General features: G+C 68.0%; 12 protein-coding genes and 7 pseudogenes. 11 read left to right on the top strand and 8 right to left on the bottom strand.

Features of this window, described 5'->3' with window-relative positions; genetic code table 11:
- Positions 1–139 precede the first annotated feature (139 nt).
- Positions 140–595 (top strand): hypothetical protein, encoded by a 456-nt coding sequence (locus EF387_RS42055; RefSeq protein ID WP_202918543.1) that lies wholly within the window; start codon positions 140–142, stop codon positions 593–595.
- A gap of 85 nt (positions 596–680) precedes the next feature.
- Here the strand turns inward: EF387_RS42055 and EF387_RS42050 are convergent, their stop codons facing one another.
- Both EF387_RS42050 and EF387_RS42045 read right to left on the bottom strand, forming a co-directional pair.
- The gene (locus EF387_RS42050; protein ID WP_162467316.1) at positions 681–1,790 is read right to left on the bottom strand and encodes a saccharopine dehydrogenase family protein; all 1,110 of its coding nucleotides are present in this window, start codon (positions 1,788–1,790) and stop codon (positions 681–683) included.
- A 186-nt stretch (positions 1,791–1,976) separates the two neighbouring features.
- A pseudogene (locus EF387_RS42045) lies at positions 1,977–2,291 on the bottom strand (SOS response-associated peptidase family protein); the annotation flags it as partial.
- 192 nt (positions 2,292–2,483) lie between these two features.
- Here EF387_RS42045 and EF387_RS49820 point away from each other — a divergent pair.
- The 3 genes and pseudogenes from EF387_RS49820 to EF387_RS48985 all read left to right on the top strand — a co-directional run.
- Positions 2,484–2,552 (top strand): annotated as a pseudogene (locus tag EF387_RS49820) (DUF6009 family protein); the annotation flags it as partial.
- Between the two features lie 210 nt (positions 2,553–2,762).
- Entirely contained in the window at positions 2,763–3,242 is a 480-nt protein-coding gene (locus EF387_RS42040; RefSeq protein WP_128381880.1) for a nuclear transport factor 2 family protein, read from the top strand.
- Positions 3,243–3,341: 99 nt separating this feature from the next.
- Positions 3,342–3,590, top strand: a pseudogene (locus EF387_RS48985) (nucleotidyltransferase domain-containing protein); the annotation flags it as partial.
- Here the strand turns inward: EF387_RS48985 and EF387_RS46910 are convergent.
- The gene (locus EF387_RS46910; RefSeq protein ID WP_155589824.1) at positions 3,583–3,786 is read right to left on the bottom strand and encodes a hypothetical protein; all 204 of its coding nucleotides are present in this window, start codon (positions 3,784–3,786) and stop codon (positions 3,583–3,585) included. The pseudogene EF387_RS48985 and the gene EF387_RS46910 sit on opposite strands and share 8 nt — an antisense overlap.
- A pseudogene (locus tag EF387_RS42030) lies at positions 3,773–4,234 on the bottom strand (SigE family RNA polymerase sigma factor). The gene EF387_RS46910 and the pseudogene EF387_RS42030 overlap by 14 nt, the downstream one beginning before the upstream one ends.
- 1,451 nt (positions 4,235–5,685) lie before the next feature.
- Here EF387_RS42030 and EF387_RS42020 point away from each other — a divergent pair.
- The gene (locus EF387_RS42020) at positions 5,686–6,957 is read left to right on the top strand and encodes a hypothetical protein (protein ID WP_128381879.1); all 1,272 of its coding nucleotides are present in this window, start codon (positions 5,686–5,688) and stop codon (positions 6,955–6,957) included.
- 827 nt (positions 6,958–7,784) lie between these two features.
- Positions 7,785–8,474 (top strand): hypothetical protein, encoded by a 690-nt coding sequence (locus tag EF387_RS42010; RefSeq protein ID WP_128381878.1) that lies wholly within the window; start codon positions 7,785–7,787, stop codon positions 8,472–8,474.
- 237 nt (positions 8,475–8,711) lie between these two features.
- Here the strand turns inward: EF387_RS42010 and EF387_RS48975 are convergent.
- Positions 8,712–8,816: pseudogene (locus EF387_RS48975) on the bottom strand (IS3 family transposase); the annotation flags it as partial.
- A 2-nt stretch (positions 8,817–8,818) separates the two neighbouring features.
- On the opposite strand from EF387_RS48975, the pseudogene EF387_RS42005 reads away from it, so the two are divergent.
- Both EF387_RS42005 and EF387_RS42000 read left to right on the top strand, forming a co-directional pair.
- A pseudogene (locus tag EF387_RS42005) lies at positions 8,819–9,396 on the top strand (serine hydrolase); the annotation flags it as partial.
- A gap of 428 nt (positions 9,397–9,824) precedes the next feature.
- Complete coding sequence (locus EF387_RS42000) at positions 9,825–10,424, top strand: P-loop NTPase family protein (RefSeq protein ID WP_128381877.1); 600 nt, start codon at positions 9,825–9,827, stop codon at positions 10,422–10,424.
- 454 nt (positions 10,425–10,878) lie between these two features.
- Here EF387_RS42000 and EF387_RS41995 read toward each other — a convergent pair whose 3' ends face one another.
- Positions 10,879–11,220 carry a hypothetical protein gene (locus tag EF387_RS41995; protein WP_128381876.1) on the bottom strand — a complete coding sequence of 114 codons (342 nt, stop codon included), beginning with the start codon at positions 11,218–11,220 and terminating at the stop codon, positions 10,879–10,881.
- Between the two features lie 231 nt (positions 11,221–11,451).
- Here EF387_RS41995 and EF387_RS49545 point away from each other — a divergent pair.
- Positions 11,452–11,748 (top strand): annotated as a pseudogene (locus EF387_RS49545) (diguanylate cyclase domain-containing protein); the annotation flags it as partial.
- Positions 11,749–11,985: 237 nt separating this feature from the next.
- Here EF387_RS49545 and EF387_RS41985 read toward each other — a convergent pair.
- Together EF387_RS41985 and EF387_RS41980 are read right to left on the bottom strand one after the other, a co-directional pair.
- Positions 11,986–13,806: a sensor histidine kinase gene (locus tag EF387_RS41985; protein ID WP_128381875.1), complete on the bottom strand. Its 1,821-nt coding sequence runs from the start codon at positions 13,804–13,806 to the stop codon at positions 11,986–11,988.
- Positions 13,796–14,491 carry a response regulator transcription factor gene (locus tag EF387_RS41980; protein ID WP_202918542.1) on the bottom strand — a complete coding sequence of 232 codons (696 nt, stop codon included), beginning with the start codon at positions 14,489–14,491 and terminating at the stop codon, positions 13,796–13,798. The genes EF387_RS41985 and EF387_RS41980 overlap by 11 nt, the downstream gene beginning before the upstream one ends.
- Before the next feature lie 365 nt (positions 14,492–14,856).
- On the opposite strand from EF387_RS41980, the gene EF387_RS48965 reads away from it, so the two are divergent.
- Both EF387_RS48965 and EF387_RS41970 read left to right on the top strand, forming a co-directional pair.
- The gene (locus EF387_RS48965; protein WP_274388986.1) at positions 14,857–15,219 is read left to right on the top strand and encodes an Ig-like domain-containing protein; all 363 of its coding nucleotides are present in this window, start codon (positions 14,857–14,859) and stop codon (positions 15,217–15,219) included.
- 669 nt (positions 15,220–15,888) lie between these two features.
- Positions 15,889–16,689, top strand: coding sequence for a L,D-transpeptidase family protein (locus EF387_RS41970; RefSeq protein ID WP_128381904.1), 801 nt, complete (start codon positions 15,889–15,891; stop codon positions 16,687–16,689).
- Positions 16,690–17,537: the final 848 nt, after the last annotated feature.

Genomic DNA, 17,537 nt, shown 5'->3' with positions numbered 1-17,537 from the left:
CCCGTACGAGCCTGGCATATCGCAAGCCCGCACCGTATCCGTGAAACTACGTAGTGACGCGGCGCGGTCGTGGCCGGGCAGGCGCCTGTCGGGACCGTCACCGGGCGTCGCCCGGCAGGAGATCGTTACAGTGACCCACGTGCCCATACCTCGTCAGCGCCTCCACAGGACGGTCTTCCTCGCCGCAGCCGTCTACAACATCGCCTGGGGTTGCTATGCGCTCCTCGACCCGCAGTGGGTGTTCCGCGTCGCGGACATGGCAGCTCAGAACCACCCGCAGATCTTCATGACCCTAGGCATGGTCCTCGGGTTGTACGGGGTCCTCTACCTGGACGTGGCGCTGCGACCTGCCAGCGGCTTCCTGATAGCAGCCGTAGGCCTGGCCGGGAAGATCCTGGGGCCCCTCGGCTGGTTGTGGCTGTGGTCCACGGACCAATGGCCCTTCGAGTCCGGCGTCATCCTCGTGACGAACGACGTGATCTGGTGGTTCCCCTTCACGCTGTATCTGCGTGACGCCTGGCCCCTTTGGCTCGCGGAGATGCGAGGAATGCGCAACGCCACTGGTACCGCCGATGCCACTGAACCAGGGTCCTGACGAATCGGGCTGACACCCACCCCCACCTGGCCGACCAATTCCGTTGGCCCACGCCCCATCCGATGCCGCTCGTTCCGTCCGGTCGTCAGCGGCCGTGAGGCTTCCAGTCGTCATCTGCCCTGCTCCACAACCGAATGTCGCGCTCGACCAATGCGGCGTACAACTCGGCGGGCGACAGCCAGGAGTGGAGCGGCACGACGCCGGGTGCGGCAAGAGTTCCGGCCAGGACGCGTTCCACCGCGATGCCCGCCAGCAAGGACGGTATGCGACCGCCGTGCTTCAGGGCGGTCATGCCCAGACTCCGCGTCAAGGTGCGCCCGTTGCGTCTTCCCGTCACGGACATCATGAAGGCGCCCGCCTCGTCTCCGGCCCGCCCGGCGAGCCACGATGCCGCGCGTACCACGGGAGTCCAGCGATGAGGGCGGCGTGGCAGGCCGGTACGTGCCCGGACCGAGGCGAACGCTCCGAGCGCCCGATTCAGCGTCGTGAACTCGCTCCCCGCCTTGAAGCTCACCGTGCCGGCCCCCAGCAGTTCCGGCAGCACGTCCAGATCGGCCATCTCGTAGACCTGGTGTACCAGGCGCCGTCCGATCGGAGGGGGGAACGCCGTCCACTCCGGCTCGGACCAGCCGTGCACCACGGTCGGTGTGCCGTCACGCGGCGCTGTGAACCGCAGGCCCGCGCCGTGCAACATCGCCTCGAACATCGCTGGCCCACGGTGTCGGCGGGTGTCCGGGGCTGCGGCCGAACGGACGGTGTCGACCCGGTCCATGTCACGCGAGAGGTCCACGGCCAGCAGGGCCTGGATCCCCGGCACTACGGACGCCCCCGTGAGCACGGGCGCGCTGGCAGATTCGGCCATCACGACGGCGCCACGCCGAAACGCGCGGTCCTCGGATATGTCGACGTAGGGCACACCGGCCAGGATCGCGGCGCGCAGCGGGCCGTAGGGGTGTGCGTCTTCCCCATCGATCGACTGGAAGGGTCCGGCACAGTGGACGACGGCCGCTGCGCCTTTCAGGGACTCCGACAGGCGACCGACGTCCCGGAGGTCGGCGGGCACCCAGTCGACCCGCTCCGAGGCGAACCGTCTTTGCGGCGCTCGGCGGGCGACAACGGTCACCCGAACCGTAGGCTGCCGCAGCAGATCTTCCACAAGATACCGGCCGTAGAAGCCCGTTCCTCCGACAACCATTACATGGTGCTCCCCCATGGGGGGACGTTAGCACGAGGGCTTCGGCGCCCAGTGCGTGAAGGCAAGGAGGTCCGTTTCAATGACCAACCAGGTCAGCAGCCTGACCACCGGCAACGCCGGCTCGGCGGTGCTCGGTGAGCTGCCGACCCGACGGACTCCCGGCTGGTCAGCAAGCCGACGTCCAGTACGGCGCCGGGCGAAGGCACGGCGGTAGGCGGGCCTTTCATGCACCGTCTCCACCCGCGCGTTGATCATCCGAGAGCCGATCTTCGGGTCCTTCGCCCAGGAGGGCACCAGGCCCCACCGCAGCGGCCGTAGTTCCCTGCGCACGGAGCCTTCGTCAACGTCCTCGCGTGGAGCGCGCTCGAGTACGGCATACACGTCGTCGGTCGGGGCGACGTTCCAGTTCGGTGCCAGTGTCTCCTCGGCGCGCCAGTCGGCGACGTCGAAGAGCCGGGTCAGGTCCTGCGGACTGCGGGTGGAGACATAGCGGCCGCACATAGCGCCACTGTGCCACGGCAGCCGTCCTGAGTGGCGGACCCGGGCGAGAGAGCGAGAGGGTGCGGCCCGGCCGCCTGCATCGGCTCCAGGGCCTGGACCGCACCGGATCCGGAACCGCGCCGGGGGGCGTGCTTGACGGCCTGTCGTGCCTCGACGGCCTTCTCCTTCGGACAGCGCTCCCAGTGCAAGCCGCCCACCTGCAAAGGCAAACCGGCCTACCACCGTGACGGCCGCATGGTCGGCTACGCCCTCCTCGGTCCAGCAATGACCTGGAAACCGTTCTGTGGGTCGTGGGTGACTCTTGCGGCGGATGAGGTTTCGCGAAAATCCCCACGGCCGATCTTCGCCTCGGTTCGTCCGCTGGTAAATCGAGTGGGGAGAGTGGGGAGCGAAGATCGCGCCCTGCCGGTGCCGGTGCCGGTGCGAAAAAATCCGTTGCTCTGGGACCTGTTGGGGCTGATAGACAGGGGTATGGACGACAAGGTGATGCTCTCGGTCGAGCGGATGCTCGCGGAACGCGCCTGCGAGCGCCTCATCGTGGACTTCATCCACCGCCTTGACCTCGGTGACCCGGGTTCGGTGGCCGAGCTGTTCACGCCCGATGGTCTCTGGCACTGGCCTTTCGGGGACCGGCGCATCGAGGGGCGCGAGGCTCTGCGCGCCTACTTCGCCTCTCGCCCCGCGGACAGGCTGTCGCGCCGTCTGATGACGAACATCCTGGTCACGGTGGAGTCCGAGGCGACAGCGCGGGCCGTCTCGTATCTGACGACATACCGGGTCGACGGCTACTCAGGTGGAATGATCGAGCCCAGGCTCCCGGCGAACGTCGGCCACTACGAGGACATCTTCCGGAAGATCGACGGCGCCTGGTTCCTCGCCAGCCGCACTGTCTTCCTCCCCTTCGGCGGCGGGACGGAACAGCTCCCCGTCGCGGATGCATCACCCGCCTGACGACACCGCTTTGCGGCCCGGCGACCGCCAGGTCGCCGGGCCCTGATGATCGGTGAGGGCCAGCCGAAGCAGGCGCGAAGCACATGCCGGCGATGCGGGATGACGCTGGTTCAACAGATCGAGCTCGCGGTGGGCCGCCGAATCCGGAGCCATGGGGACGTCGATGTCCTGCTGCTGCGGCGTGACCAGCTCGTGGCCCAGCAGGCCCTGTCGGGCTGGCAATGGTGGGCCGCGGACCCGCCGGGAAGCCTGCGTCCGTGGGCGTCGGACGAGGTTCTGTCCCTGGGAGTTCACGACATCTGGTGCCGGCCCGGGCCCGACGATCGCTGGCGCATCCAGATCATGATTGCACGGCTGGTCCTTTCAGCACGGGTCGATTGTCACCGGCCTGGGCTTGCTGTTGGGGCTCCGTGAAAAAACGCCAGTCCGGCTTGGTGTGGATGTGGCGCATACGGTTCGGCGGCGCCTGCAGCAGTGGCACGGCGCCTTCCAGGAACTTGCGCAACTGCCGCTCCTGCGCGTCATTGTCGTCAGCGTTGTGCACCGTGCTCCCCATCCTCCACATGAGTGTGCAGGGTCGGCACGCCCCGCAACGCGCGCAGCGCCTTGATGGCCTGGCTCTTGACCGTGCTCGGTCTGCAACCGAGCACCTCGGCGGTCTCCTCGACACTCAGGTCCTCGCAGTAGCGCAGGACCACAACGGCGCGCTGCCGGGTCGGCAGGGCACGCACCGCGGCTGCGAGCGAATGCTGCAGATCGATCCCCGCGTACACGTCCGCCGTGGCGGAGTCGGGCAGCTGACCGCGTGGAACCTCACCGTGCCAGCGTCGCTGCCACCACGACGAGAACGTGTTGACCAGGGTCCTGCGGGCGTTGCCTCCGGGTTCTCCCAGCGATCCGGTGCCATTTGGGCCACATTTCGCCAGCACCGTCTGGACAAAGCCCTCCGCCAGGTGGGCATCGCCCGTCAGCAGTCACGCCGCGCGGAGCAGCCGCGGACCACGAGCGTGGACGAAACCCTCGAAGTCCCGACGACGTGCCCTTCACCGACACCTCTTCCCCCTCACCCGCAAGTCCGATGCACCGTTGCTGCCGGTATAGCCGCGCCTGGTTGTGGCCGGCCGGGGAGAGAGGTGATCCAGGCACCTCGGGACGGGATAACCCCTTGCGCGCCCTGTGCCGGCCACCTCGCGACTCGCCCCGATCCGCATGTGCCGAGCACCTCCGGTCTGCAGACGGTCGCTATGCCGGTCAGCGCACCGCTCACGCCGACACCCCCGCCTCGGTGCGGGCGATCAGCGGCCGCAACGTCGCCATGCCCTGTGAGACGAGTGACGAGGCGGTCCCCAGGGGCGCAGTTCAGGCATTCGGTGATCTGACCTTCCGGCAGATCGAAGTAGGAGGGCACAGCAGGACAGCCGTAACGCTGCCGTACCGGCAGATGGACCCCCACCCAACCGAACGCGGTCTTCCGCCGAACCGGTCGCCTCAGCCAAGGCCGGGGGTTCCGGGAGCCCTTTCCCTGGGCCGCTCGCCTCGCCAGCATCGCCTGGCCGCTCGTGCGGCCGAACGGGCCAGAATGTCGCCGGGCGTAGGCCTCCGGTGCTCCGTCCGCGATCCGGGACCAGGTCGGCGACAGCTTGACGAGCGCTTCCTGCAGCAGGTCCTCGGCCGTGTGGGGATCCCCGCCCGCGAGAGCGGCGTGCCCCAGGAGCGCCGACCGACGGACCGCCACGAAATCGTCAGCCCCTCGTTCCGTCGCACTTCTCGACTGCATGCGCTGCGCCCCTCGCCTGCCGTGCTTCATGGACCGGATGTGCGGCCTCCGCCGTATGACTCCGGCCTTGTAACTGGGTGAGGGGCGCAGTACGACAGTCGCGACCACATGAAATGTGGTGCGCGTCACATGTGGAACGTGCAGGAAACCACCAGGGCCAGGGCCTTCTCCAAGGCGCGGTGGCGTTACGGCGCCGACGGCACACGCCCATCGCGGCGAACCTTCCAGGCTGCCTGGAAGCGGGCGGCGACAGTCGCGCGCGGCCTGTGTGCATCGCACCCGATACCCGACCCGGGCGGCGCCCCTCTGAACGGACGAGTGATCACCTTGTGTTTGCCCAGTATGTGGATGGTGCTCGCTGCAGCGAGCACGCTGCCCCTGCCGGCCTGCCGGCCCAGAGCAACTCTGGCAAGGTCCCTCCGTCGCGAGCCACGAACGAGGTACCCGGCCACGGTGCGCCGGTCGTCGGCGCAGTGGTCGGGCTACCGGCAGGGATGTGCCCGTCGCTGCGCGCCGGACCTGGGCTGATCGCCAGATCACGGTGCCCTCCGGCACCCGCCACTGAACCCGCGAACGCAGATGGCCACAACCCGTGTCCGTGCGCTCGTCCTTTCCTGCCGGTCCGGGGCTTCCGGCCCGGTCGTCAACACAAGGAGGAATACATCTATGACAACCTCGACACGACCCCGCCTGGTGAGAAGGGCACGACTCGCGGCCGCCGCGGCCGCCGCGTACCTTTTCGCCTTTGCCCCCTCACCGGCGCAGGCACAGGTGGATCCTGAGGCGACACCCTGGAAGCTCGCGGCGCCCCTGAACCCGGAACAGGCAGCAGAGTTCCTCGCTGTGGACGCGTCCAGTCCGACCAACATCTGGGCGGTCGGCACGGCCCAGGACGCCTTGGGGACGATTAATCCGCTGGTCAGACGCTGGGACGGCGCGCGCTGGAGCGAGGTGCCCTTCGGCGGCACGGACGGACGGGAGGTGCGGCTGCACGACGTGGAGGCCCTCGGTCCCAAGGACGTCTGGGCGGCGGGAACTTATATCGACAGGTCTCGAACCGCGTCGCTTCCCGACGAGGTCAAAGCCCACACGGCGAACCGTCTCCCCCAACAAGCCGTCGATGCCGGTGACCCGGTGGTGCTGCGGCACTGGAACGGCGACGGCTGGACCCAGACCGAGCGTCCGGCACCCGCTGAGGGCTGGACCCGGTTTGTTATGGATCTCACCGCTTTGGGGCGCAACTCGGTCTGGCTGTCCACTTTTGACTGGAACGAGTCCACCGGGCAGTACGCAGGGGGAAGCATTGAGCGCTGGGACGGAAGGACGTGGCGGACGGAGAAGCTCCCGGCCGCACCCGGCGGGGGTACGGTCGAGCCTCAGTCTGTCACCGGCACCGGCCCTGACGATGTTTGGGTCAGTGTGCTGAGCGACAACGGTGGTGTGCACACCCCACTGCTCTACCACTTCGACGGCCGCCGATGGACCGTAAAGAGCGTTCCCGTACCGTTCACTCACGAGGCGGGATGGCAGCTGTCAGGTGCCGCCACCACGCCGAACGGAGACCTGCACGTCATCGTCCAGACCAACGAGGCGGTGCCGACGAGGAGCGCCGCCCGCTGGGACGGTCAGACGTGGCGTCAGCTGCCTGCCCCGGAGTACGGAGAATTCATTAACGACGTGATCGCGGACAATTCCGGAACGCTGTGGGCAGTGGGCTGGCTGGTGGGCGAACCTGATCACCCGGTGTTCTCCCGGTGGAATGGTGCCTCGTGGGTTCAGGAGGCACCTCCCACCGAACTGACCTCGACCAGTTACGCCAGCACGGTCGCCGACATGAGCGCCGTCCCCGGAACGCGTGCCGTCGTGGCGGTGGGCAGCGCCGCGTGCGAGAGCATGAATGGAAGCTGCGACATGATCGCCTCTCGAGGAATGCGCTGACCTCGGCCTGACAAGGGCCGTCGGCGGGTCTTCGAAAGCCGGGCTCACGGCTTTCTCGGAAGGTCCGGCATGAACCGGTTCGTTTGCCAGGCGCCGTCACGACGTGCGGCCGTGGCCCTGCCTGATGCACCGGCCGGGCCTGCGGGGAAACCGGCCCGCTGGCGGCGGGCGTGGGGTTCGCGGCCTCCCGGCCGGCGGCCTCCTAGGAGAGAAGAACGCGGACGACCTCGGCAGGTCCCAGTGTTGGGCCTTCGCGGTGGGGATCAGGTCGGTCAACATTCGCCGGATGGGCGGGAGTTCAGCCACCGGGTGAGCTCGATGGTGCCGGTTCGCAGAGTGCCCGGACCCCACCGCGGCGTGCGCTGACCCCCGCTGCAAGCCTGGCACAGCTCAGCGAGTCCGGACGTGGCCTGTACATCATCGAAGCACTGAGCTCATCATGTGGCTGCTCGCAGGCCAGAACTCCGGAAAGATGGTCTGGGCCAGACTCTCAACACCACCACAGATCTAACGAAGTAACATCCGCGGTCGTGATGGCGCGCACGCGGCGGGGCTGACCGAGCCCCGCCGCGTCAGCAGACACTGACGACGGCCAGCCAGGCAGGCGGCCCGCCAGCCGGGGCGAGGTTCGGCCACGGAACTGGCCGCAGTGGTTGAGCCGAACCGGTTGCCGGAGTGTTGGGGAACCCCTCAAGGAGGCCTCAGGCTGACAGCACAGGATTCATCGTCCAGGCTCCGGTTGTGAGGATTCAAGTAGATCTTCTGGTGAGAGTGCCGAGCAGCGGTTAGCGTGCTTCCTTCATGTGCATCAAGGGGGAAAGCACTTCATGCCAAGAACTGGAATCCGCGGCGTTCTGGCTCGGTTCGGTGTCGCGTTACTCGCCACGACGGGGCTCGTCCTGACCGGACCGAACGCCGCCCACGCGAGCACCGTCGTCGAGATCCCGGCGCCCACCGCGGGCGGGGTCTCCATGACCATGAACTTCCATGGGGCCCGCGTGCCCCAGCCGTACACCCCGGACCCGGACGCCATCTACAGCGAACCGAACACCTGCCAGCTCTATGCCCGGCAGTTCGACCCGTCGCCCGGCTGCGGGGGATTCAAGCTGGGGACGGTACTGCACAACGTCCGCGAGCAGCCGGGCTACAAGGCAGGACTCGTGCCCTCGGGGGACTTCTACGCGTACGCCGACACGGACCGCACCTTCGGCTGTCTGCGTCCTGACGGCAGCTTCGACCACTCCACGTCCTTCGTCGTCCACCAGGAACAGCGTCGGCTCTCCTCGGTCTATATCGAGGGCGGCGCCAGCGGTGTCGTCTACCGGAACCGGCAGTATTCCGGCGACTTCGGACCCAACTGGTTCGTCAACTTCACTCCCATCGTGGACGTCGACTGCCCGACCGGAATGACCCCGACCCAGTACGGACTCAAGCTCAGCAATGTGCGCGTCACGATCGACGATCCTGAGATCTTCGGCACGACGACCTGGTCCTATCCGGGACCGTTCTACGCCTGAGCCCAGCTGTCGGTAGCCGTGGAACACCGCGACCGTGGAACACCGGCCCGGGCAGAGCTTCCCGAAGGTCTGCCCGGGCCGGCCCTCAGGCGCCTCAAGACCATTTGATCCCAGAACGATGCGATGGCCAGTCCGTTCAGCTGCCCGAAACGGTCCCTGCTGTACTGCGGGCCGGTTCGTCATGGTTACGGTCACGGCGTCGTTTGTGCGTTGGCGGCCTGCGAGGGACGGGACGTGGATGCCTAATCCCAGGGCGAGTTCGGCGTGCACGCGGCGGAAGCCGTAGGTGCCACGGGAAGCGGTATGGATGCCGATGATGGCCTCGGTGAGCCAGGCGTGCCGCTCCGCTGGGAATGAAGGACACCGCCTTCCATGTGCCCGCCGACAAGATCGACCGACTGCCGCCCCTGTACGGACCCGATCCGCAGACCGGAAAGTCCTCGTGTGGGACGAGGCGGAAGGCGGAAGGACCATCCGGCCTCCGACATTTCAGGGCGCCGGCGGCGGACTGGTATCCACCGTCGACGAATACCACGCCTGTTTCCGGATGCTGCTGAACCACGGCATGCACGGCAGCGAACGGATCTTGTCCCGGCCTGCCGTCGAGCTGATGACCACCAACCGCCTCTCGCCCGAGCAGCAAGCTGCCCGGGACACCATGTACAGGAACATCGCCCCCATCTCGGTCGGCCAAGGGCAGCAGGGCGGCTGGGGCTTCGGGATGGCAGCGCGTACCCATCGTGGCGACCACGCGCCCATCGGCCAGTTCGGCTGGGACGGCGGGACCGGCATCACGGCCTACGCCGACCCGGACAACCAGCTCACCGGAATCCTGTTCACCCACGTCGAGATGTCCACCCTGGACTCGGCGCGGCTCATCCACGACTTCTGGACCACGCTCTACCAGGCCATCGACGACTGACACCGAGCTCACTGAGCACGGTGTGGCCGGTCCACGTACGCACACGGACGGATCGGCCAAGGTCGCGGTCCCGACTCGCCACCGGCAAGGCGCTCACTTCCGCTCCCAATACGGTTCATGAACACCCCCAACCCTGGCGGTGGGCCCCGTGTCCTTGAAATTCCCCATCCGCACTCGGGCCGTCCCCAGACCTGCTCTTGTTTCCCGCTCGGACAGGCAGTGCTGTTCGGGGCAATCGGCGTCACCTCGCTGTCTCCCGGTGACCGGGCGCCAGCCCCCGGTCCGGTGGAGGTGGCGCAGCCCTTTTTCAGTGCCGTGGGCGGTGCAAAATCCATTTGCTGCGCCGGGGGGCGCGGTGTAGCGTCGTGCTGGCGGTTTCCCGGCCGCCTCTGGGTCCGCGGGAAGAGCTGCAAGCTCACCGGTTGCACATGAAGATCACTGGCAGATCTTCCAGCCCGATGTCGCGGACCCGCGGGCGCCGAGGAAGGACTGCCTTGTCCGATCAACCGCGCCATTTCCCCGACAGGCCCAGCCTCCGGTACCTGAAGACCGAGGCGAAGCGTCGCCTCTCCGCAGGGGAGTTCGCAGCACTTCACGAAGCTCAGCTGGCCATCGCCCGGGAGCACGGGCTGCCGAGCTGGGCCGCACTCAAGGAACGCGTCGAGGCCGAAAACCCGGCGAGCCACGCCCTGACGCATGTGCGGTGGGTGATATCGCGCTTCGCGGCGGCCGGCACCCCGGGATGGACACCCCCCGACGAGGAGGAACTGCGACGACACTTCGATGATCGTTACCTGAGCCTCGTGCCCCTGGACTGGGTCACCCACCTTTTCAGTACGGTGGCCGAGCGACTGCGCGAGGGCCTCACTGAAGTGCAGGCCGAACCGCAGTATCTTCACGCGCGCCTCGCCGACCTGCGCATCGAGGCGGCGACCGAGGAGGAGCCGCCACACCGGCTGAGCAGGCTGCAGATGTATCCGGCGCGCGACATCGGTACCGACAACCCCGGGCCGCCCGCCTCTGGTTGAACCTGCAGTCACGTGAGGACCTTGAGCGTGACTGGCTGATTCCAAGGAGCCCCATCACCCGCACCAGATGCCGGGGCCCACGGGGCTCTGTTGCCTTACCGAGCGAAGGAGTTCCTGCGCCGGGGCGCCGATAAGGGATCCAGACCCGGCCCACCGGGCCCCTGTACCGGCGGGCAACCACCAGCCCAGCCGCATGTTCTGGAGCGGCAGCGGTGTTGAACACCGACCAGGGCGCGGCGGTTCAGCCGACCTGGACCCCGACCCCGACACGGCGCGAGACCGAGGAGCCGACGGATGAGCCGACGACGGCCAGCCCGACGGACGGCGTGACCCTGGACCCCGGCAGAGCAGGAAACGACCAGTAGGACGACGAAGGGGGGCCCGGTGCCGGGGCCCCCTTCGTCGTCCGCGCCGTCAGCGGCACGCATGCTTCATCGACTGGCAGCGCAAGGGGTCAGTCGTACCACTTGACCCAGAGAGCTTCGTTGTCGTAGGTACCGATGTAGAACTCCGCGCGCTTGTTGTCGCCGTCGACGTACTTGCCGATGTCTCGCCAGATCCAGCATCCGGCGTTGTCCACCGCGCCAACGAACTCGTCGTCGTTGTTGGGGTCGTACTCCCAGAGGTCGTAGGCGCGTGCCCTGGTGCTGCCGCTGGTGATGCAGGCCTGTATGTCGCCGCCAGTCGACAGCGCATTGCCTATGGTGCGTATGTAGTCAGCAGTGCTGACGGGGAAGTCCGTGGTGCCTATGTAGTCCCAGCCCGAGCTCGCCTGGGCGGGCGTCGCGAAAAGCAAGAAAGTGGCCCCTGCGGTGGCCGCGACCGCGGACTTGGTGACGAAGCTGCGCAGCGTCATCTGCTCCCCCTCCCGTTCCGTCAGTTCATCGCACGGGACATCACCGTGCGATGAGCATGACAATGATGGCGGTGATCATAAGTCACCCCGCCCTTCGTCGCCAGGAATTATCGGCGGGTGACGCATACACCCACGCAACCCGAGTCAGTGGTTCCGGCTCGGTGATCAGCCATGGCGCAGTGCGAACCAGACGACCTTCCCCGTACTCAACCCAGTGGCCTCCTGGGTGGCTGCCGGCGGCGCGCACCAAGCCGTGGGCCTCACCCGGGGCCAGCTACCCGGCCGCCCCGCCCTCCTCACCCACACCGATCGGCTGCTGCGCACCGGCGCCGCGGCGCCGTGCATGTCCTGCTGCTGGACGCCAACGGCTTCAAGGCCGTCAACGACACCTACGGACACGCCACCGGCGACGCCGTCATCCGTACCCTCGGCCGGCGCCTGGCCCGCTGGACTGGACGTGTGGGGGCCATCGGATTGTGGGACGGAGGGGTGTGGTGGCCGGCCGCCCACCGCGCAGCGGTTCCTCGATCAGGGACAAGATCCGTTTTTTGGGGGGTGTGGACCGTCGGTCGGTCGCGCTGGAGTGTCGTCGTGTGGTTGCCAAGCGTGGGTACCGTTTTGGAGGCCGGCTGCTGGTGCCGGGGTTGGCGAGGCGTGCGGTTCCGTTCGCGTCGCACCGGGGCATGCCTCCTGGTCCCGCGTGTGTCATGGCGTTGGGCTGTCGGGTTGCCGGGTGAGGGGGAGCCGGATGGTGAACACCGCTCCGGCACCGGGTGTGCTGTGGGCCGTGACGGTGCCGCCGTGTGCCTCGACGAACTGGCGCACGATGGACAGGCCGAGGCCGCTGCCTCCGGTGCGTCTGCTGCGGGATTTCTCGGCCCGCCAGAATCGTTCGAAGACGTGGGGGAGGTCGTCGGGGGCGATTCCGTCGCCGGTGTCCTCCACGGTGAGGACGGCCAGTTCGCCGGAGTGCCGGGCGGTGAGGGTGACTGTGCCGTGGGCGGGTGTGTGGCGTAGCGCGTTGGAGACGAGATTGGCCAGAGTCTGGCGCATCCGTACCGGGTCGGCGTTGATCCATAGCCCGGTGTCGGTGTGGGTCAGCAGGCGGACGTGGGCGGCCTCGGCGCGGCTGCGGTGGGCGGACACGGTCTGGGCGACGAGCTCGTCCGCGCGCAGGGGTTCGCGGTGCAGCCGCAGTGTGCCCGCGTCGACCGCGGCGAGGTCTTGCAGATCGTCGATGATGTGCTGCAGTTGCAGTGCCTCGTCGTGCAGGGAGGCGATGAGATCTGGATCCGGGTCGAGCAGGCCGTCGCGGGTGACCTCCAGCCAGCCGCGGATGTTGGTCAGCGGGGTGCGCAGCTCGTGGGCGATGTCGCTGACCATGGCCTTGCGTTGAGCCTCCAGTTGTTCGCGGCGCGCGGTGAGTTCGTTGAAGGCGGCGGCCAGGAAGCCCGTCTCGTCCTTGGTGGTGACGGCGACGCGGGCATGGCGCTCCGGGGGCTGCTGGGCCGCAGCAATCAGGGCCCGCAGGGGCCGGACCAGGCGGACCGCGACGACTGCGGTCAGGGTGATGGTGATGGCGAGGACGAGTCCGCAAACGCCGATGATTTTGGTTTTGTTGGCGGGGGAGAGGTCGAAGCCTGCTTCCTGCTGGCCCCGGCTGCCCAGATAGAGGGCGGCTCGCGGAGCGACGTGCGGGTCGAGCTGGGTACGCCGCGCGTTGGCGATGCAGGTCTGGGTCTGCTCGTAGTCGGCGGGAAGAGGGGAGTAGTCGGCCATCGCCAGGGGGGGAGCTCCGGGGATGAGATCGAGCTGGGGGCTGGGGAACGGGCGATGTGTGGGCGGCTGTTTGTCCAAGCACGGGGACATCAGGACCTTGAGTTTCGACAGCGCCTTGCTCTCGGTGGGCGTGGGCGTGTTGAGCCGTCCGTCGGCGCACTCCAGCGGCACGTCGGCGTTGTCGCCATCGGCCGTGACCAACGTGCGTCCGCTGGGAATCTGCCGGGTGCTGCCGTCGCTTCCGTTCTTGCGCATGCACAGCAGGCGGACGTTCGCCAGCTTCCTCACCTGGGCACGTTCGTCGGGCGGGAGCAGATAGGGGCCCACCGCACGTGGGTCTATGCCGGAGAGCTGGGCGCCCGGTTCGGTGTAGGTGTCGATGCGCAACGGGTCGACGGTGGCCGAGGCGCGGGCGGGCAGCGCGGTGCCGGCGGTGGCCGAGTCGGCGATGAGACGTCCGCCGGCGGTTGTCAGGGCGATGCGCCGGTCCATGGTGCGCGAGAGGGTACGCACCGTGGACCGGACTCGGTTCCAGTCGGCGTGGGTGGCCGCGTAGCCGCTGAGCCGGCGCAGGATTTCGGAGTCGTCGGACAGGACCTGGCCGCGCTCCTCCTGGATGGCACGGGTGGTGAGCTGCACCGCCAGCCAGGCGGTGGCGCCCACGGACAGCAAGGCGATGGCCACGGAGGTCAGCAGCAGCCGTACCAGCAGGCTCCTGCGCCATGGAATCTGGGAGTCAGCAGCCATGCCGGCTGTCAACGAGCTTGTAGCCGACGCCGAACACCGTCAACAGCCGTGCAGGGGTGCGCGGGCTGGGCTCGATCTTCTTGCGCAGGTTCATGATGTGCACGTCGATGGCGCGCTCGGTGGAGGCGCGGTCGTGACCGCGGGTGTGCTGCAGCAGTTGACGGCGCGTGAAGACCCGGTCGGGCTCGGCCGCCATGGCGCGGAGGATGGCGAACTCACCGGGGGTGCAGACGATCGGTGCCCCGTCGCAGACGACCTCGTGCCGTACGGGATCGACGCTGATCCCGCCCACGCGCAGTGCGGGAGAGCGCTCGGCCGGGCCAAGGGCGCGGCGCAGAACGGTACGTATCCGAGCCAGCAACTCCCGTGGGCTGTAAGGCTTGGTCATGTAGTCGTCCGCTCCGAGGTCGAGGCCCAGGAGTACATCCTCCTCGGCGGTGCGGGCGGTCAGCATCAGGACCGGCACGTCCCGGTCGCGGCGCAGCACACGGCAGACCCCGAAACCGTCGATGCCCGGCAGCATCAGGTCCAGCACGACCAGATCGGGCCGTTGGCTGCTGGCCTCGTCGATCGCGGCCCGGCCGTCGGAGACGACCACCGCGGTGTGACCTTCCTTGAGCAACAGTCGCCTGATGAGTTCGGCCTGCATGTGGTCGTCTTCCGCGACCAGAATATGTGCGCACACGGCAGCGACTGTAAGTCTGTTGAACGGTGCCGAGGCGGTACCGGCCGGGTCTGCGGTTCTTCCCACACCCTGACAACTTCCTGATAACCGCACCTCACCCTGTGCGCCTGCTCGGCAAAGAATCCGCCCGTCGCACGCGCCGCCCCCGCCATCGCCGCCCTGTCCGTGTGTGCCTTCTGGCCGGCTGCAGTACCAGCTCATAAGACGGGAAGAACCCCGCGGGGAACGCCGCGCAGACGTCCTCAGCCGCGGCCAAGGCACGGCCGGGGCTGCGCGTACAACTGAACGCCGCCGACGGGCAGGAGCATTCTGCGTGGGCCGCGGCGGCCGAGTGACAGCCAAGGCAGGCCGGATCACCAAGGGCACTGACCACCGCGGACGGCAAGGCCGCGCCCGGCGATCTGTCCACCAACCACGCAGCCTGGGCGCCCGGTGCCGTTCTCGACCACGGTATGACCTACCGCCCGACGGCGACGGCAGCCGACGACGGCGGACTTACGGCGACGAAGAAGGTGACGTTCACAACCCTCACCGAGCCGACCGCTTCACCGGCACCTACAGCCCGTTGCACCGCTTCACGGTCGGGGCGGGCATGCCGGCCTCGTTCACCTTCGACAAGCCCATCACCGACAAGAAGGCCCCCTTCGACAGCACCCTCCCGCAGCGGCCAGCCCGTCGTGGGGCACTGGTTCGGCGGCCGACGCCGCGACTTCCGTCCGCAGCAGTAGGGGATGCCGCACTCGACCGTTATCGCCAGGATCCGTCTCGACGGAGTCAAAGGTGCCACAAGCGCCTACGGGGAGCAGAACAAGATCCTCCGGTTCACTGTCGGCCGTAGTCATATCTCTCCACCGTGGACGCGTCGACGCACCGGATGAAGGTCGTCCGCGACGGCCGGACAGTGCAGACGATACCGATCACGGCAGGCGCGCAGAGCTCGCCCATGTGCAACGGCCGGATGGTCTCTCGCAGAAGCTGCTCTGCACCCGGATGAACGGAGCCAGGGTGGGTTTCGCCGGCGAGTACGACATCCCCGACGTCCCGCACGCCATGCGCCTGTCCACCTCCGGCACGTGCATCCACGGCAACTACTGGGGCGGACTCGGTGTTCGGGCGGTCCGACATCAGCCACGGCTGTTTGGGGCTGAACGAAGCGCGGGGGCGGTGGCGACCCGGCCCAGGACGGCGCCTGGCTCTACGACCACTCCCTCGACGGCGATGTGGTCGTAGTGAAGAACTCCGACGACAAGACCATCGCCCCCGACAACGGCATCAACGGCTGGAACATGCCCTGGGGGGAGTGGACTGCGGGCCCGGCCCGCTGTCGTTCCACCTCACTGCCAAATTCATGCGTCGAAGCTGACGAGTTCCTCAAAAGTCCTGGCGAGGCTGACATCATGGCTTCATCAACACGTCGCCCCCACCGAGGGCGTCACGTCGCCCTCCTGGCCCTGGCCGCGACGCTCACCGCATGCGGGGGCGCGCAGGACGCACCCACGGCCGCCAGGGGAGCACAGGACACCCGGTTTCCCGCGCCGGTCACCACACAGGCGAGACCCGGTTCGACAGCGGCGGGAGCAAAGGCATCCGCGTCCACCTCCCATCCCGTGTCCGCTCAGCTACCGGGCCTGGGTCCCCGGACGCTGGCGGAGATCCCCGAGAACGCCCGGCAGGTCGTCGTCGTCACCGGCGAAGGCAGAAACTCGCCCCGGTCGCACGTGGTGTTGTACCGACGCACCCCTACGGGCTGGGAGCCGGGCGCGACCTGGCCCGCCCACAACGCCCTCAAGGGATGGACAGACAACCACCAACTCGACGATCTCCGTTCGCCCATCGGCGTGTTCGCCCTCACGGACGCCGGCGGACGACTGGCCGACCCCGGCACCGAGCTGCCGTACGACCAGTCGCAGAGCTTCACCATCGCAGGCACGGGCTTCGAGGGCGAGCCCCTCGCCGGCTCCTTCGACTACGTCGTGGCCATCAACTACAACCGCAAGGCCGGGACTTCCCCACTCGACTGGACACGCCCGCTCGGCGCCGACAAGGGCGGCGGCATCTGGCTTCACGTCGACCACGGAGGCCCCACCCACGGCTGTGTGAGCCTGGTCCGGAACCACATGAGAGAACTGCTGCGCGCGCTGGACCCCGATCAGCATCCGGTGATCGTCATGGGCGACGCGCAGTCGCTCGGTCGGTGAGGTGCGTTGCAGGGACAACGCCGCCGCACCAGCGGGTCGCGGCTCGGCCGGGATCGACACCTGGTCCACGAGGCCCCCCGCTCAGCGCCTCCGTAACCGTCAACGCGACGCTGGGAGGGCGAGATACGTTGCGGCAGATCTCATGAAAGGGCAGAGCTCCAGATCGAGTCCGCGATCTGGTCTGCCGGACGTGAGCCCCGCAGCAGGGCGGACATCACCCCGACGAGATCAGGGACATCCGCCAGGCGTGACGGGCCCCTCTCGTGAGGCTTGCGGGACTCATGCCGCGCAGCATGACAGGGCCACCAAGGCAGCGGCGGGCCCGCCTACGCCCTAAGGGGTCCTTGTCACTATGCCCGCCCGGGTCGCGCGGCCTGGCACCGCTCCCCCAAGCTCTCGGCTGCGCTCGAGCAGGGGGCACCCCCATCGCCGCGTTGCCGAAAAGCCCAGGTAGCTCCTCCCCCAAGCTCTCGGCTCCGCTCGAGCAGGGGGCACCCCCATCCAGGGCTCTCCGGCGCCTTGCGATGCACGGCACCAGACCACGCGACCTCATCGGACGCTCATAGTGCAAGGACCCCTAAGGGCTTGCCGGGAAATAACTTGCGTGCTCCGGGTCTTGACACCGCAGCTCAGGAGCGATGCTCGCCGACGAATTATTTATCGGCGAGCCCTAAACCTCGATCCACCGATGGGGCCGAGAGTGATCTTCTGATGGGCTTGTGAGCCGGATGTGGAGCGGTTGCCGTGGACTGGGCAGGCGTTGTCTGCTGGTCTGCCCAGCTCTTCCACGTAGGCTCTCCGGTCGGGCCCTGACGGGCGAGGCGGTCGGGGACGTCAGGCTGCTTCGG

Origin of the sequence: Streptomyces cavernae, from assembly GCF_004023625.1 — a bacterium.
In the GTDB taxonomy this organism is placed as follows: Bacteria; Actinomycetota; Actinomycetes; order Streptomycetales; family Streptomycetaceae; genus Streptomyces; species Streptomyces cavernae.
Note: the sequence above shows the minus strand (reverse complement) of the source record. Positions and strands in the feature narration are given on the sequence as shown.